Below are 16,546 nucleotides of genomic sequence, written 5' to 3' on the forward strand. Positions count from 1 at the left end.
TCCCTCATCTCCCTCATCCCCCTCTCCTATTTTCCTACTTGGGGATTTGGCGTTGGACAAGTTTTATTAGTAAAATCACACTGATAAATATAGGGTTCTTGCCAACTCAGAGGAATTTCTAATAAATCTCGTGTGCCTGTCATGCCTTGTCCAATAAATAGTAACAAAGCAATACAGTTTAAAATTGTATGAACGATACGCCAACGATTGGACTTATCTTGATAAATATCTTGAACAATTGCTAATGAAAAAATCATCAGCAGTGCTGCGGTAATCCCAATATAATAATGTGACCAATACCACTCATTAGTGAGGCGATAGACTCCATCCTGACAGCCTAAAATGACTAAACCTGCACCAGTTAAAGTTGCAAAAACTCCCCGCCATAGCCGCTGCTTTGCCCGATAAAGAAATACTAAAGAGGCGATGGTAGCAGCAAACATTAATAGAATAAAAACAACTTGAAAAGGTGCTTTATTGCACAATTGATTTTTGATAATATTTTTGCCAATAGGATAGCTTAATCCGATTAAAGTTAATCCGACAATTGCACTTGTTAGCCATTCACCTAACTGCTTATGTTCTCCACCCACCACCGGAGGAATTTTGCTCTTACTCCCAGCTAAAATTTGCAATCGGCGTTGCCGTGTTTGCCAAGCAAAATTCACTACTGTACCGATGAGTGGAAACACGAATATGATTGCGATCGCTGGATGTACAAGACTAAGAAAATCTGTTATTTGCATACAACACCTTTCAATGAATCATTGAATTCATCTCAAAGGATAATTTAGGTCATCGTACCGTCATTTAAATTAATTTGAGATGAGAATTTGTTTAATATTCATTTCTATTATTTTTAGCTGATTTTAATCAAGCCAATATTTGAATATCTTATAAAAGATTATGACTCTACAAAATATTACTGTGTATCAAAAAATACATTAGTCAAAATTAGAAATTTTTTGTAACATTTAAAAAAATATGTTACAAAAAATGGGTGAAATGCTTTTTCGCAGAATAACTTTAGGTGAAAAAGGGCAAAATGTCAGGATTCAAGTTGAGCTATAAACCATCTCAAAATACTGTTTCTAAGAGAGTTATTCAATTCCACACAGCAACGCTAATTTTATTAGGCATTGTTTTATTTTCTGGCATGATTATAGCAGGATGGTTTGCTGGTGAAGATAGAATTAGTAGAATTTTTGCTCAAATCAACTACTGGCAAATGCACCCACCAATGTGGTTAGAAGTTTCAAGAATAGATGGTAAATATTTACTGCTACCCACTCTGGGATGCTTGTTAACTGTGTTTGTCGTGATGAAAATATCTCCAATACCACGGATTTGGTCGCAACGGTTAATAGTGGGAATGTTAATCATTAGACATCTCCAAAATAGTAACATTCTGTGATAAAAGAACATTAGAGAAATTTTTTGACACAGAAATATGAGTGATATACTGAAGCATATTGAAGAAAATTCTAAAGAAACACGGAGACTAATTGGTCTGGAGTATGAATAGTTACAGCAATTAATCCAAAATGCCGAACGATATAAAAGTTAGAATTTTATACTCTTTATCTATCCGTCTATATGAGGTATTTAATATTATGTAGATTATTACACTATAAATCAATACAGTTCAGAATGAGCAACAAAACCCAGATGTAGAGACGCGATTTATCGCGTCTTTAAAGACCAATTATCTACACAAATAACCCTTAACTGATACCGTTTTTTTGTGAAGCTGCATATAATTTACCCCCCGGCTATCGCCGTCCCCCCGATGCCTTGGGGGGACTACAGGCAATACTGTTCGGTTAAGGCAAGAGACGCGATAAATCGCCGTCTCTACAATAATCATTCCTTTGTAGAGACGGCGATTTATCGCGTCTTTGGAATTTAGAATTTTAATCAAAAAACCTTAACCGAACCGTATTGGGACTACAGGGGGATATTATTATGTGTATCTTCATACAAAATTGGTATGAACCGTATTGCACTATAAACTAGCAGATAATTGATTATTAGGTGAGATATTACATCAGCGCAAATTACGATTTGTAGTAAGTTTCCAGATCGAATAATAGTCATCACTATAAACGATATCTGTCTTTAGCTGATATTTTTTTTCAATTGTTTCGCGCCAAGTGTCTGAAGGATTAAGTAAAAATACATCAGTAAATCCATTAGGGATTTTAGGCGTTTTTTGATTATTCACCAACAGAAATCGCACCTTTGGTTCCAAAAGATAGCTCAGAGAAAAAACATTCCCATAATTATTGCCCAAAGCATCACTAATCAAAAGTGGACGAGTCGCCTGATTAATTATTTGGGCAACTTGTGGATTGCCATAGTTCATACCTTTATTCCACCAAGTTTCTGCCTGGGAACTCACCTTAAAAGAAATTAGACCACAAATAATCACTAATGCCATGATTGTGTGCCAAATGCTCCGGCGTGACACGCTCCCATTATATAGTTGTGTAGCTAGCAGATAAGCAACAGCTAATTGGATTCCTAAATAAGCTGGTATTAAATATGGTTCGATAGATGATCGTATACCCCCAGAAGTTAAAGCTGGTATTATTAGTGGTAGTGCTGGTACTACAATTAATGTGATGATAAAAGACCAGACTTTATAGTTAGTTGTTTGACAAAGAAAATAAATTGCATATCCTACCAAAGTTAAAAATATTGGTGTAATTAAATAGTTTAGAGAATTTTCTGAAGTAAGGTTTATATCAAAAAAAATCCGGCTTAACTGCATTAGTAAAAATGGAAATACAGTCATTAAAGATGACTGTGAATTTGTTTTATCTGCTGAAATCAAAAATTGAAAAAAGTCACCGATTACAACTGTTATCCAAGGCATGAAGGCTAAAAAACCTACCAGTGATGCTATCAGATAAGTTCTGGCAGTTTCAGTAAACTGAAATTTGGCGATGATCATCACATAAATGCCGTGAGCAAGTGCTACAAATACACTCCAAAGAAATGTATAAAGACTGATGGCTAAAGTTACTGCATAAATGCTCCAGATAGCGAATAAATCTGGTCGTTGTCGTTCTTTTGCTAGCTCATCTTCCAGCCGCATGGCTCGCAGCAGAGACGCACTGGATAGTAAGATGGTGACTAACCAAAGAATATATTCTTGTGCTTCTTGGGCGTATACTAAGTGAATGGGAGAGATAGCCATGAGTGCGATCGCAACACCAGAAACCGATAATGGCACATTAAATAATTCTCGGCATAGCCAATAAACACAAGGGAAAACCAGCAAACTAATACAGGCAGATAAACTTCTAATCGCCGTCACCGAATTACCAAAGACTTCCATCCACAATCTGGCTATGATGTAATACAATGGTGGATGCTGTGGATCTTGTTTTGCTAAAGACATAATTGTGTCATTTAAGCTTTTTTCTGGATTTGCACCTTGAAACTGGGTAAAACTTTCTCCACCAATGACACGATTATTAAAAAGTTGCTGTTTCGCTTCAGTTTTTGTGTAACCAGAAATCCGCAATGACGCATAAGTTTCATCATGCCAGTAAACTTTGCCATCAAGGTTAAAGAAGCGAAACAAGATACCCATCACCAATAAGAAAATAATTAAAAATCGCAACCAACTCGGAGTCAATTTGAGATGGCGCATAAGTGATTTTCCCAATAAATAAATATATCTACAATAATCGAGTCAGTAAGACTAAATAAGGTGCGATCGCTAAGAATTATATCTGAGTTTATTCATCTAAGATACTTTGAGCGATCGCACCCGATTCAGAGTAATGAATGAACATCAAAGGTTAGTTACTCTAGCCGCCTGTAAATGGCAGTCTTTAGCAAAAAAGACAATTTTTACAAAATTTTGTAACGCCATCTAGCAAAGTCTTTACTATTAGATATAGTTAAAAAATCAATAGTCTTAAACTGCGAATCAATAGCTGGAACACTGCATATTTTAGCTCCAATATTCAAGTATGCCTGCAAAATTTTAGGAATTTCAAAATTATATGAATCTGGAGAATTTTGAGGCAGTTGTAGAAAAGATTGTGAATTTGGATAGACCAAAATACTCGGATGCATCAAGCCATTCTGCCGAAAATAATCATAAGCACAAGTAGCTTGCCAAGGACATTGTGTTAGTAACGATGCACATCCAAAGAAATATTGGTTTTTACTCCAGATCAGATAATTTGCCAGCCCTTCCCAGAGTAATAAAAGTGCCTGACTATTGCGATATTCTTTAGCTATACATGCACGTCCAACTTCTACAGATACTCGCAGCACAGAATCAGGAATTCCATTAAGATTAAATATATCGGCAGCATCAAAGCCCAGTCTTTGAGAAGCCATTGTATAGGTTTGCATCCGATAAGTTCCAATCGTTTTACCCGTTTGTTTGGAGAACAAGATTAAATGATGGCAAACCGCATCAAATTTATCTATATCCATCTGGGTAAAGTTAGAAGTAGATAATCCTAAGCCTAGTTCAAGATTAAAAACTTCAAAGCGCAACCGAAAAATTGATTCTAATTCTTCTTCAGTTGATGCCAGCCGTAGGGTATATTTTTCAGTTTGAAGGACGGGAAAATCTTCAAGAGGGGGAAGAGGATTCAGTGCGTAATTGATGTGGCGTCCAGAAACTTCCATCTATCTTCCTACTTAGATTTGCGAAAATATCCTACTAGGATTTAGGTACTATAAAAATAGCTCACATTATGCATTAATGTGTCGAAGGGTAATTGAGACGGTTTTCGATAAAAGATCCTTGAGAAAGCTTTTTTACTTTCTGGGATTAGAGGTAGAGTGCTTTTATTATGGGCATTAATTCCTAAAAAATCTGGCAATAAGATACAAAATTTTTCTTTGATATAGGCTATAAATGCAAGTCATACCATTTTGGATTTTGGATTTTAGATTTTGGATTGTAAACCGCTTGGTGTATCTGGATTGTCTCACTCCATCTGTTGCAATTATTTTTAAAATTGGTATCAGGTTATAAAGCAATCCAGTTCAGAATGAGCAACAAAACCCTCATGTAGAGACGCGATTTATCGCGTCTTCAAAGACCAATTATCTACAATCAAAATCAGGCAGAAAGCCCCCGGATGAATCCAGGGGCTTAGATAATTTTGGTTGCGATCGCCATCTGCGGTAAATGCACTCTAAAATACTTAATTAATTACGGTGATTATTGTTGTAGTGAACCCTTGTACCTGCCCACAGCAACTTCTCCCGTAGTGTCTGATAGTAGGAATTGTTCTCGCGCAAAATAATAAATTTAGCCCGACACTCTGCCATCCGCACATCAACACGGTGTCCCGGCCAAATTGAAGTCCCTAAAACCCCATCTGTCCACAGTTTAGTACTCAAGTCGTAATCCCCCAAAGGCCAAATACTCACCACAGAACCAGGGGGTAAAACGAGGGGGCGACTAGAAAGGCTCATTGCACAAATAGGAGTGATGGTAATCGCCTCCATACCATCGTGCATAATTGGCCCATTAGCAGAAACAGTGTAACCAGTAGAACCTGTGGGAGTGGAAATAATCAACCCATCCCCAACGTATTGATCGACTACCTCACCGTCGATTTCCATTTCCAGAATTGAGGTAATCATTCTATCAGCGGAGGCGGGTTTGACACAAAATTCATTCAAAGAGAGGTAACGCTCACTCACAGGTTCCAAATTAGACCCGTGACCCTCATACACCGCAGCTTGTAACATCATCCGTCGTTGGATAGCATAGCGATCCTCAAACAGCCGATCCCAAACTTTCTCCGTATCCTGAAACTCTTCCACCGACTCAGTTAAAAACCCCAGATGACCTCCTACATTCACTCCCAGAATTGGGATGCCAGCTGGGGCTAAATGTCTGGCACTGGTTAAAACAGTACCATCGCCACCGAGTACCAAAGCGAGATCGATTGGTTGACCCGCCGAAGCCAAAAAGACTGGATAGGGGTTGTCTTTCGGCCCGCTAGGCCCCATCAACACTTGGCAATCGCGACTTTCTAGTTGTTTCGCACAGAGTTCTGCCCATTCTTTACTCCGGGCATCCCGCGCTTTATAAGCAATGATTACCTGCTTTAGTTGCACGCACAATTACCATTTCAGGAGATTAAACTGCTCCATATCGACGGTATCGCGGTTGCGATAAATGGCCAGCACGATCGCTAAACCCACCGCCGCCTCGGCTGCGGCCACGGTAATCACAAATACTGTGAAAACCTGACCCTTAATTAATGTTGAGTCGAGGAAGTTGGAAAATGCCATTAAATTCAGATTAACAGCATTGAGCAGTAACTCAATTGACATCAGCACCCGCACAGCGTTGCGGCTGGTAATTAAACCATAGATGCCGATGCAGAATAAAGCTGCTGCTAGTAATAAAAAGTACTGGAGTTGCATGAATTTGAGTATTCCTCCTGAAAAATCTGCCTGTTCATCTACGACTGAGGTCGTAAATATTACTCTTTTGTTTCGCTGGTTGTTGATACTAGTTCTCTGGGGCGTTCTGGTAAAGTCAAAACAGTTTGCCCTAGATTGGATGATGTCAGTTGGTCTGGCAAATACTCGCGACGTGCCAAAATAATTGCTCCTACCATCGCGATCAGCAGCAAAATGGAAGCTAATTCAAAAGGTAATAAAAAGTCAGTGAAGAAATGCTCTCCAATCAAAACTATAGAACTTTCACCACCCACAGCAGGAGCAGTTGAGTAAGCCCAAGGAGTAGCCAGCACCATCGTACTTAAAAGACCAAACAATCCCACACTGACTATACCTGTTAGTACTTTCCGCACCCAAGAGTTGGGAAATGCTACAAAATCCTGCCTTTTGTTCACCAACATAATGGCAAACAAAATCAGCACGTTAACCGCCCCAACGTAAATTAGTATTTGTGCGGCTGCAACAAAATCACCATTTAGCAACAGGTAGATTCCCGCCATGCTGATAAACACGCCCCCCAGCAAAAAGGCAGAATAGACGATGTTGGAGAACAGCACCACACCAATGGCCGCCCCAATCATCATCACGCCTAGTATGCCAAGTGATACTAACTGTACTCCTTCTGCTAAATTCACTGTTTTTTGTCCTTAGTCAATTGTCATTGGTCATTGGTCATTGGTCATTGGTCATTGGTCATTGGTCATTAGTCAAATAACAAAGGACAAATGACAATGGACAAATGACATTTATTTTTCTGTTTGTTCTACCAAGTCTTCTGGACGCGCCCCTGCACGTGGCGCATCTGCGGGTAGTCCGTGGGGTTCGAGGACGCCCTTGGGTAGATAAACTAGTTCGCGCAGTGGTGTAACCATTGGGTCATCTGTTACCTTGTAGGGCAGACGACCTAGTGCCACGTTGTCATAGTTCAATTCATGGCGATCGTAAGTGGCAAGCTCATATTCTTCTGTCATCGATAGACAGTTAGTGGGGCAAAATTCCACACAATTACCGCAAAAAATACAAACTCCAAAGTCAATGCTGTAGTGGTTGAGTTTTTTCTTTTTGCTGGCTTTGTCGTATTCCCAATCTACTACAGGCAGGTTAATGGGACAAACGCGAACGCAAACTTCGCAGGCGATGCACTTATCAAATTCAAAGTGAATTCTACCGCGAAACCGTTCGCCAGGAATGAGTTTCTCGTAAGGGTACTGTACAGTAATCGGACGCCGCCGCATGTGGTCGAAGGTGACAGAAAGCCCCTGACCAATGTAACGCGCAGCTTGTACCGTTTCTTTGGCGTAATCACCAACTTGTTTCAGGAACTTTAGCATTTTGTGTCTCTCTCTTCAGGTGATAAAAGTTAGGAGTGAGGAGTGAGGAGTTAGGAGTGAGCAGTGAGGAGTGAGGAGTGAAAAGTGAGGAGTTAATTAAAAACTCATAACTCTTAACTCATAACTCCTAACTCATAACTCCTAACTCTTAACTCTCTCATTACCCGCCGAAGGCGAAGGGAAAGGCTAGTTTTAGGGCGGCGGTTAATAGGAGATTAACCAAGCCGACTGGTAACAAAAACTTCCATCCTAAATCTAACAGTTGGTCAATCCGTACACGTGGTACTGTCCAGCGCAACAGGATGGCGACAAACACTAGTAAATAGGCTTTGAACACGGTCATGGTGATACCTAAGGCCGCAGTTACTATCTGGAACACGGGATTGACTTCACTGACTCCCAGCCAACCAGCGATGAGGTTGAGGGGAATCGGAAAGTCCCAACCGCCCAAGTAGAGAATTGCTACTAGTAAGGAAGAAAGGATCAAGTTAACGTAGGAACCCAGGTAGAACAGACCGAATTTCATCCCTGAGTATTCAGTCTGATAGCCGGCGACGATTTCTTCTTCCGCTTCGGGTAAGTCAAAGGGTAATCGTTCGCATTCAGCTAGGGCGGCTATCCAAAAGATCAGAAAACCGATTGGTTGTCGCCAAATGTTCCAGCCCAGGATGCCGTAGCCAGATTGTTGATTGACAATATCAACGGTGCTGAGGCTATTAGACATCATAGCGATCGCTAACACCGCCAACGCCAATGGAATTTCATAACTAATAGATTGCGCTGCTGCCCGCAAGCCCCCTAAGAGGGAGTATTTATTATTAGATGCGTAGCCAGCCATCAACAAGCCAATAGGTTGAATGCTTGACAAGGCAATCCACAAGAATACGCCCATACCCACATTACTAACTACGATATTCTGCCCAAAGGGAACGATCAGGAACGACAGAAATACCGGAATTACAACAATAATTGGCCCAAGGGTAAACAGCCAAGGGTCAGATTTGGCTGGTACTATATCTTCTTTAAATAACAACTTCAGACCATCCGCTACAGGCACCAGCAACCCAAAAGGCCCCTGGTATTCTGGCCCAATTCGCTGCTGTGCGGAGGCAGAAATTTTCCGTTCTAGCCAAGTAGCAACTAATACCCCCACTGTTGCCCCAATCAGCATCAGTATCATTGGCAAGGGCATCCAAATCGCTTTGGCTGTTCCTGCTGGTATACCTAAATCCCGGAGGGATTCAATAAAAGTTCCTTGGAGGTCAATTCCTGAATTCATGTTTCCGCTCTTTAAGACATCGAGTCATGGTGAGTTACAACTATTAGTTAAATTAATACCTGTAAATTCACCCATTTTTAATTTTTGCCCAGATGACGCCCAATTGAAGATTTGTTGCCAATTCCCATGCCTAGTATATCGTTGGATGGTTTGACCACCCTGAAGCGAGATGAGAACTTCTACTTATGGTTGGCATTGAGATTGGCTATTGAGGGGACGGGGGAGAGAAACAAGTTAAAAGTTAAAAGTTAAAAGAAATATTGAATTTATCTTTCTTTTTACTTTTTACTTGGTTCTTTTTACTTGTATGCCCAATTCCCATTTCCCATTTACCGTTGTTCAATCGGTGTATAAGTAACTTCGTGCAGACCGTTGTAAACCTGGGTAGGACGGAAAATCCGGTTTTCTGCTAGTTGTTCTTTCCAGTGGGCTAACCAACCGGCAACACGTGCGATCGCAAATATTGGCGTAAACAAGTCTGTGGGAATCCCCATCTTCCTATACACCAAACCGGAGTAAAAGTCAATATTTGGATAAATCCCTTTGCTACCGAGTTTTTCCTCTACCACTCGTTCCATTTCTTGAGCAATGTCATAGAACTTGTCATGGCCAAACTTCTCAAACAATTGCTCTGCAAGATTTTGTAAAATTATGGCTCGTGGGTCTTTCACTTTATACACACGATGTCCAAAGCCCATAATCTTAGATTTACTTTGCAGACAGTCCTCTATGTAGGGACGGACATTTTCTACAGAGCCAATTTTTTCCAACATCTGAATTACTTCTTCATTGGCTCCACCATGCAGAGGCCCACCCAAAGTTCCCACAGCACTAGCAACTACAGCGTAAGGATCAGTCAAGGTGGAAGCTGTCACCCTGGCACTGAAAGTAGAAGCATTCATTGTATGCTCAACTTGAAGTATCAAGCAGATATCAAAAATCCGCGCCATCAGAGGATCGGGTTCTCGCTCATCGAGCATGTATAGAAAGTTGGCGGAGTAGTCTAAGTCATCACGGGGACGCACGGGATCATTGCCTTTCCGCATCAGTTGGAACGCCGCTACCATCGTGGGAATGGTTGCTATCAGGCGCACCACTGAATCTCGAATGTAGACAGGATTATGTAAATCCCGGAGCGAATAAAACAAGCCTAAAGCAGCAGCAGAAGCTTGTAGGGCATCCATTGGGTGGCCGCTTTCTGGAAAGCATTTCATCATGTCCCGAATGCGGTACTTTATCCGCCGGTGGTAACGAACTTCATGCTCAAATGTTTCCAGTTCTTCCTTGTTTGGCAGTTTACCCCAGATTAAGAGATAAGCAGTTTCTAAGAATGTACTTTTTTCTGCTAATTCCTCAATCCTAATGCCACGATATTCTAGTATTCCCTTTTGCCCATCAACATAGCTAATACTTGATTGGGCGGCGGGAATGCCTTCTAAACCAGGCTTGTATTCGCACACCATCATGGCAACACCATTTGCTTTGTGAAATATCTGATCAAGCTAACTTACCAGAAATTTATTGTCGCCATAACAGTAGCCGTTCTAACAACAATCGAAAATGTTGAAAAACTGTTATAGCAGGTACTTGGGTGGTGTCAACCAAAACATCTGACTCCGACCCAGAGGAGAACCTGTTTCTGGTAGTTTTATCCCAATCATACCTGCTTTTTTCAAGACTAAGCTTGCTTTGGCTTCTCCCCACAGGAGAATTTCTGCCCAATTGCTCAAATTAGGTTCGTGTCCAACCAGCGCCAGTTGGGTATTTTGGGAATAATTTCTTGGTTCTAACCAGTCTTTGAGCCAACTAGAAATTTGACCATCGGGGGCGAGGTGGCTAGATTCCTCTAATTGGGAGCTTAGTTTTTCTGCTATGAGGATTTCAGCCGTTTGGCGGGCCCGCACTAAGGGACTGGTGAGAATGAAATCAAAGCTTAAACCTAATTTAACAAGTTTCTGGGCAACTTTCTCAGTTTTTTGCCTTCCTTCTTTGGTTAGGCTGCGATCTTCATCCTTGATGCCTAATCCCTGGTCTTCGGCGATGCCATGACGAATTAAATATAGTTCCATACTTTGTATTATGAGTGATCAGTTAGGCTGCTCTTAGGCAATGTTAGAACGCTATCCACCACTTAGCAATCTGTCATACTCTGGATGTGATCCAATCCAAAACCATACAAAATTATCATCTTCTTTTACAGCAAGCGCCCGATAATATATACCAATACGCACTGACCAAAACTGACCGACTTTTTTGAAATGCAATGATGGATATTTGGGATCTTCCCGAAGAAACTCGTAACATCGATCAGCAAGATCTTGGATATCAATTGGTAACTGGCGATAGTAATACCAAAAATCAGGGGTTGCTCGATGTTTCACAGGTCAGTACAACGCCCTTCTCGAAGATGTTTGAGTGCTTTCTCTGCCAATGCATCTAACCGACCAGCAGCGACATCTTCTTCAATCTGTTTATCCCAGGCTGCTGCATCGAATTCCGCAAACCAGGCACGAAAAGCAGCTAAATCTTCTGGTGAAAGTAGACTAACATCCAATTCGACATTTATAACCTGTTCGTCGTTGGCGTTTAATTCTTTCTTTCGTTTCTCATGTCTTATTAATTCTTGCGCTAAAAGAAGGCTTGTCTGATTGATTAAATTTCTCCTTAATTCTTCTCGTTTATCCAAGGATGCTGCATCGAATTTCGCAAACCAGGCACGAAAAGCAGCTAGATCCTCTGATGAAAGTTGACTAATAGCGAGTTCGACTGTCCATTTTCCTAATAATTCACGAACCAAATTGTCAAAATTATGTACAACTGGCAAATTTAGGTTTTCAATATATCCGTGAGCAAGACGATTCCAAACTTCAAAACAAGCTTGAGCAAGGTCAAATTGAGAGATTGATAACTCTCCAAAGGAGTACAGATGTCTTAGTAATCCTATAACGGGGAAACGTTCAATAGGAATTGACACATCGACTGCTCGCTTTCTTAAAGCCCCCTCAAATATACTCCACATAAAAATAAAAGCAGGCTCAATTTCGTCATTTTCAATCAGCTTATGTGCTTGGATAAACCGATCGGTTAGCTCTTGCCATGAAGGAAATTGTTCGGATGTTCCAGGTAATGACTTGGCTTCTATATCTTCAAGCGTTACCAATAAAAAATGCCAACCTGGATGCGTACTAACTTCCTCTGCTAAAGCTTGTAAACGATCAACCGACAGACGGTTGAGACTGTTTTTTACTTCAATTACCAAACCCGAACCGTCTTTAATAGCAATTAAATCTGGCTGGTAGTTACCCAAATCAAATGGTAATTCATCTGTTTTGAGTTCAGTTAAAACATGAAATCCTTGACTTTCGTACTTCTCTGCCAGAGATTTCACTTTTTCATCATATAGAATTTTAGTATTGTTAGTCATAAGTATTTTTCCAATGGTTGAGATTCACTTACTTTTACATAAACACACTCTTGACCTGTGATGACAGCACGCTGTAATAAGGAAGGTAGACTTTTAATCTCAATTGGGTCAGACATAAACCGACGATGGCTTTCTACATCTGATACTAAACTATCATCTTCAAAAACTAAGCCTACAAGTGCATCCTGAATCGGCTTGATAATATTATCGGTATCAGCCGGAAAATCATCACAAAGATAAACTAGCGTCAGTTGTAAATCACCTTGTTTAATGACGCTGCGATCTTTCCAAAGTTTTTGAGCTTCAACGCGCACAAAATTCTTCCATGCCTGAAGGTTTTCTTTTTTCTTTGTCTGTAACGAAACAGGTCGTCTGGGAATGAGAAATTCAAAAGGTATTATTCGCATCCCAAGTGCATATCTTTATAATTAGTTAACAAAGTTACAGCAATTTTCATAGATGATTACTCATCATATTGAGCATATCTACACTTATACAAAAATTCTACATGGTTATTCGTCAGGGTTAGGATAAAAGTCTAAGTCTAAAATCTCATCGACAGAAAACGAACAAGCGATCGCAAAGTTATCTTCTGATAAACCAGTTTCCACCATTGCCTCTCGTCGCGATCGCTGATAAGTAGTATTAATCCACTCGGCATCATTTAAAAAACGCCGCAAGCTAGGACTTTCTTGCAGCAATTCATCTATATTCAGTCGCTCACGGGTAATGGTAACTTGCCAACTGTGACTACGACGTTCTGGTTGATACTTCCACTTCAATAAATGCGACAACACCAACCGCAACGTACTTTGCAACGTCCGTTGTTGGCTTTTACCCAAGTCCACCACTTCCTCAATTAAGTGTTCTAAATCCAGCGTGTCCCACTGATGCGATCGCAAAAGCTCTGCTGTCTGCTCTACCCAAGCATAAAAATCTTGCTCATACAGAGTTTGTAAGATTTGGAGTTTTATAGACTTCATGGCGCTCCTTTCCTTCTTAGCAAATAAATAGGTAGGCGCAAGTTAACTTTGATTTAGTTGAGCATTCGTCATAAAATCCAAATTCCCGACTTTTATCAAAAATCGGGAAGGGATGCTATCTAAACAAACACTTTGACTGCTGCATTAGTTAGGAGTTCTCCGCGTCTCCTTGAGTTCCCTCTACTCTGACTGAATCGGGTTGTCTCTGGGATTAACTAACCTCAGCAATTTTTGCTTAATTTGAGCGTCGAATACTTCCCATTTCATTTTCGCATAAGCGGAATTTTCGTTGCTGCCAGATAAGAAGCCCATTGGAATTTCAAAGCCACCTGCGCTTGTTCTTCCACCGCCGAAAAAGCGCCCTGCACTATCTTGTCCAAAGGCTTCTTTGATAAATTCATCGGGGTCAAGGGTAAGTTTACTGGTTCTCAGGGAACCAATGACTATTTCTAGTTCTTCGTCTTCATCGTGAACAATACCGTAAACTACGGCAGTGTGAACGTTTTCTTCGGTGACGAGGAAATCAGCAGCTTGGGGGATAGCATCGCGGTCTTCATAGCGTAAGTAACCAACACCAGCAATGGAAAAGTTATTTTGGACGATGCGATTTTTTAGCGATCGCTCGATCACATCCATTACCCGCTTGGAACGGTTAGCCTGTAAAATGGCATTCAGCAGTTGAGCGTCATAAAATCGGCTTAAATACGCCGCCGCCATAAAGTCTTCTTCTTGCGCTTGCATCAGCCGATTTGTATCCGATCGCAAGCCATGCATCAAGGCAGTTGCACATTTGACGTGTTGATTTATGCTGCTATCTAATGCCAATAATCCTGTTTGCAGGTATTGAGTAAAAATTGTTGCCGTTGCTCTTACGTAAGGACGGATATCCTCAAACTCTGAGTGGAGATCGCCTTGGATACTGTGATGGTCGATGAGTACTACTAGGGGAATTTTAGCTTGCTGCACCGATGAAAGTAGCTGTGAAGTGGTTCCCTGGTTATCAATTAAGACAAAACCTTGATAACATGACAAATCTTTGGTTTTCAAGGTTTGAATTGTCCAGCGTTGGATCGGTAAGTTCGTCAGTCTTACCAAGGCAATATTCTCTTGATGGCTCAATGCACCAGCATAAATTATTTCACATTTGATATCATATTGCTGGGCAATTAACTGATAGGCCCAAGCACAGGAGAGGGCATCAGGATCGGGAAAATCTTGCAGAATTACCAGTTGGCGATCGTGTCGGTGTGCCAAAAGGGTTTTTTGCAGTTCTTCTGACTTTTGTTGTGCCAGCGAATTACCACGCTGATTGAGATATATAGCCCCATCACCTACCGATGGTGATAATGGCGGACTCTTAAATGCAACTTCCACTGGCGCTTTCTCGATTTCAGGTTCCTCTGGGTTTGGCTCTGTGGTCAACGACAAACTCTCAAACTGAGTAACGGGAGAATTAAAGTACATAGGGAACTTTTTTAAAGTGTGAGGCTCCTTTAATTCAGAAATACTACGAGCAGCAATTCACTGAATTTAGCCACATTATTATGATCTTCGCAAAAATATCAAGACATTGCACTATACATCTAAGTATATTTTTTGTCAGTAACAGCGCTTAACATCAACTAAATTCCACTAAAGGGCATACAGCAAGTAAGTTGAGTATATCGGGCTGTATCTGGCAGCATAAATCTGTTTTAGTGGCTTTTTTCTCTTGCGTAAATTTGATCGGTGGGATTTTTCTCTGACTTAGGATATACTTTCTATCTTATACTTTAGGATTAGTCTTTGATATTTTAAATATTCTTATGCTTAATATTCTCATTATTGTGACTATTAAGCAATTAACAATTATTTTTTTTTGATGAACAATGTGTGTTTGTATCCCCTTTGAAAATTCCGATCGTTCAGAGCGAAGCCTAATGGAAAAAGGCACAAGGCAGGAGGGTGAAAGAATGACTGGGGACTGGGGACTGGTATTTTTACTCAGCACGGGCTAAACGCCCCGCTACCGCTAACAGCACTCATCACTCATCACTTTCAAGGCAGGGATGAGGAGCAAAGGGAAAATTCATACACAAATTTAGAGGCTTGAGCGAGCGTTGAAGCACTCCGCTTCGTTGCAAGCTATACAGCCGCCAATTTTTTAACATTCCATAACTTTAGTTATTGGCTCTTTCCCCTCTGTTCCTCTGCTTTTTTTTGCTCAAAGACCTATAACATACTTTTGCCATTCTGTATGCAGTCCACTCTTAAGATGCTTGCTGACCTCGAAATAGAGACTGCTATAAGGTTGGCGGGGAGGATGACGCAAAGGCATGTGAGCTTCGTGGGGAGTCCGACTGCCTTTTTTGACATTGCAACGGACACAAGCGGTAACAATATTCTCCCAAGTATCCCCGCCGCCGCGCGATCGCGGTATTACATGATCTAGGGTCAACTCATCACCTGTGTAACCACAGTATTGACAGGCATGACCATCACGGTGCAATATATTTCGGCGAGTCAGAGGAATTTCTTTATAAGGAACGCGTACATAATGACGCAACCGGATCACGGTCGGCAACGGGAAATCCGAGTACAGAAATTTACCGTTGTGTTCCACGCGTTCTGCTTTGCCCTTGATTAAAAGAACTACAGCGCGACGCCAACTCGTTATGTTGAGAGGTTCGTAAGAGGCGTTTAAGACTAAAACCTTCCCCATTATTTGCGCTCAGGGTATGAGTTTTACAATATATTAACACAAATACACCCTGCTAGGGAGATGAGAATAAATTATACTTTCGGGAGAATTTGGAAATTAAGTTAGGAGTTAGGAGTTAGGAGTTAGGAGTTTGGAGTTAGGAGTTAGGAGTTTGGAGTTAGGAGTTTGGAGTTAGGAGTTTGGAGTTAGGAGTTTGGAGTTTGGAGTTAGGAGTTAGGAGTTAGGAGTTTGGAGTTAGGAGTTAGGAGTTTGGAGTTAGGAGTTTGGAGTTTGGAGTTTGGAGTTTGGAGTTTGGAGTTTGGAGTTTGGAGTTTGGAGTTTGGAGTCTAGAAGTAAAATTTCTAACATTATGCGAATAAGCTTACGTGT

General features: G+C 40.9%; 17 protein-coding genes. 1 reads left to right on the forward strand and 16 read right to left on the reverse strand.

Annotated elements, in window-relative coordinates; all coding sequences use genetic code 11:
* Window positions 1-26 precede the first annotated feature (26 nt).
* Window positions 27-746 (reverse strand): DUF4079 domain-containing protein, encoded by a 720-nt coding sequence (locus V7K67_RS05980; RefSeq protein WP_335165619.1) that lies wholly within the window; start codon window positions 744-746, stop codon window positions 27-29.
* A 299-nt stretch (window positions 747-1,045) separates the two neighbouring features.
* On the opposite strand from V7K67_RS05980, the gene V7K67_RS05985 reads away from it, so the two are divergent.
* Complete coding sequence (locus V7K67_RS05985; protein ID WP_334730129.1) at window positions 1,046-1,414, forward strand: hypothetical protein; 369 nt, start codon at window positions 1,046-1,048, stop codon at window positions 1,412-1,414.
* A 633-nt stretch (window positions 1,415-2,047) separates the two neighbouring features.
* On the opposite strand, the gene V7K67_RS05990 is transcribed toward V7K67_RS05985, so the two are convergent.
* The 15 genes from V7K67_RS05990 to V7K67_RS06060 all read right to left on the reverse strand — a co-directional run bounded on the left by V7K67_RS05990 (window position 2,048) and on the right by V7K67_RS06060 (window position 16,177).
* A complete protein-coding gene (locus V7K67_RS05990) occupies window positions 2,048-3,661 on the reverse strand; it encodes a glycosyltransferase family 39 protein (protein WP_335165621.1) in 1,614 nt (537 codons plus the stop codon).
* A gap of 203 nt (window positions 3,662-3,864) precedes the next feature.
* Complete coding sequence (locus tag V7K67_RS05995; RefSeq protein WP_335165623.1) at window positions 3,865-4,659, reverse strand: GNAT family N-acetyltransferase; 795 nt, start codon at window positions 4,657-4,659, stop codon at window positions 3,865-3,867.
* A 528-nt stretch (window positions 4,660-5,187) separates the two neighbouring features.
* Entirely contained in the window at window positions 5,188-6,108 is a 921-nt protein-coding gene (locus tag V7K67_RS06000; protein ID WP_334710501.1) for an NAD(+) kinase, read from the reverse strand.
* Window positions 6,109-6,114: 6 nt separating this feature from the next.
* Window positions 6,115-6,420, reverse strand: a complete 306-nt coding sequence (nuoK, locus tag V7K67_RS06005) for an NADH-quinone oxidoreductase subunit NuoK (RefSeq protein ID WP_006199065.1) — start codon at window positions 6,418-6,420, stop codon at window positions 6,115-6,117.
* A 59-nt stretch (window positions 6,421-6,479) separates the two neighbouring features.
* Window positions 6,480-7,094 carry an NADH-quinone oxidoreductase subunit J gene (locus V7K67_RS06010; protein ID WP_334730132.1) on the reverse strand — a complete coding sequence of 205 codons (615 nt, stop codon included), beginning with the start codon at window positions 7,092-7,094 and terminating at the stop codon, window positions 6,480-6,482.
* A 111-nt stretch (window positions 7,095-7,205) separates the two neighbouring features.
* Window positions 7,206-7,790, reverse strand: coding sequence for an NAD(P)H-quinone oxidoreductase subunit I (gene ndhI, locus V7K67_RS06015; RefSeq protein ID WP_094349399.1), 585 nt, complete (start codon window positions 7,788-7,790; stop codon window positions 7,206-7,208).
* Window positions 7,791-7,950: 160 nt separating this feature from the next.
* On the reverse strand, window positions 7,951-9,069 hold the full coding sequence (nuoH, locus tag V7K67_RS06020) for an NADH-quinone oxidoreductase subunit NuoH (protein ID WP_335139934.1): 1,119 nt from the start codon (window positions 9,067-9,069) through the stop codon (window positions 7,951-7,953).
* Between the two features lie 329 nt (window positions 9,070-9,398).
* Complete coding sequence (locus tag V7K67_RS06025; protein WP_334730134.1) at window positions 9,399-10,535, reverse strand: citrate synthase; 1,137 nt, start codon at window positions 10,533-10,535, stop codon at window positions 9,399-9,401.
* A 108-nt stretch (window positions 10,536-10,643) separates the two neighbouring features.
* Window positions 10,644-11,138 (reverse strand): phosphohistidine phosphatase SixA, encoded by a 495-nt coding sequence (gene sixA / locus V7K67_RS06030; protein ID WP_334730135.1) that lies wholly within the window; start codon window positions 11,136-11,138, stop codon window positions 10,644-10,646.
* A 51-nt stretch (window positions 11,139-11,189) separates the two neighbouring features.
* A complete protein-coding gene (locus V7K67_RS06035) occupies window positions 11,190-11,450 on the reverse strand; it encodes a ParE family toxin-like protein (RefSeq protein WP_334730136.1) in 261 nt (86 codons plus the stop codon).
* Window positions 11,447-12,493 (reverse strand): hypothetical protein, encoded by a 1,047-nt coding sequence (locus V7K67_RS06040; RefSeq protein WP_334730137.1) that lies wholly within the window; start codon window positions 12,491-12,493, stop codon window positions 11,447-11,449. Before V7K67_RS06040 ends, V7K67_RS06035 begins: the two co-directional genes overlap by 4 nt.
* Entirely contained in the window at window positions 12,490-12,900 is a 411-nt protein-coding gene (locus V7K67_RS06045; RefSeq protein WP_334710507.1) for a RusA family crossover junction endodeoxyribonuclease, read from the reverse strand. The genes V7K67_RS06040 and V7K67_RS06045 overlap by 4 nt, the downstream gene beginning before the upstream one ends.
* A gap of 105 nt (window positions 12,901-13,005) precedes the next feature.
* The gene (locus V7K67_RS06050) at window positions 13,006-13,476 is read right to left on the reverse strand and encodes a DUF29 domain-containing protein (RefSeq protein ID WP_335165627.1); all 471 of its coding nucleotides are present in this window, start codon (window positions 13,474-13,476) and stop codon (window positions 13,006-13,008) included.
* 180 nt (window positions 13,477-13,656) lie between these two features.
* Window positions 13,657-14,940: a DHH family phosphoesterase gene (locus tag V7K67_RS06055; protein WP_334710509.1), complete on the reverse strand. Its 1,284-nt coding sequence runs from the start codon at window positions 14,938-14,940 to the stop codon at window positions 13,657-13,659.
* 739 nt (window positions 14,941-15,679) lie between these two features.
* Entirely contained in the window at window positions 15,680-16,177 is a 498-nt protein-coding gene (locus V7K67_RS06060) for an HNH endonuclease (RefSeq protein ID WP_069070622.1), read from the reverse strand.
* Between the last annotated feature and the right edge of the window lie 369 nt (window positions 16,178-16,546).

It is taken from the genome of Nostoc sp. (genome assembly GCF_036917155.1).
Lineage (GTDB): Bacteria > Cyanobacteriota > Cyanobacteriia > Cyanobacteriales > Nostocaceae > Nostoc.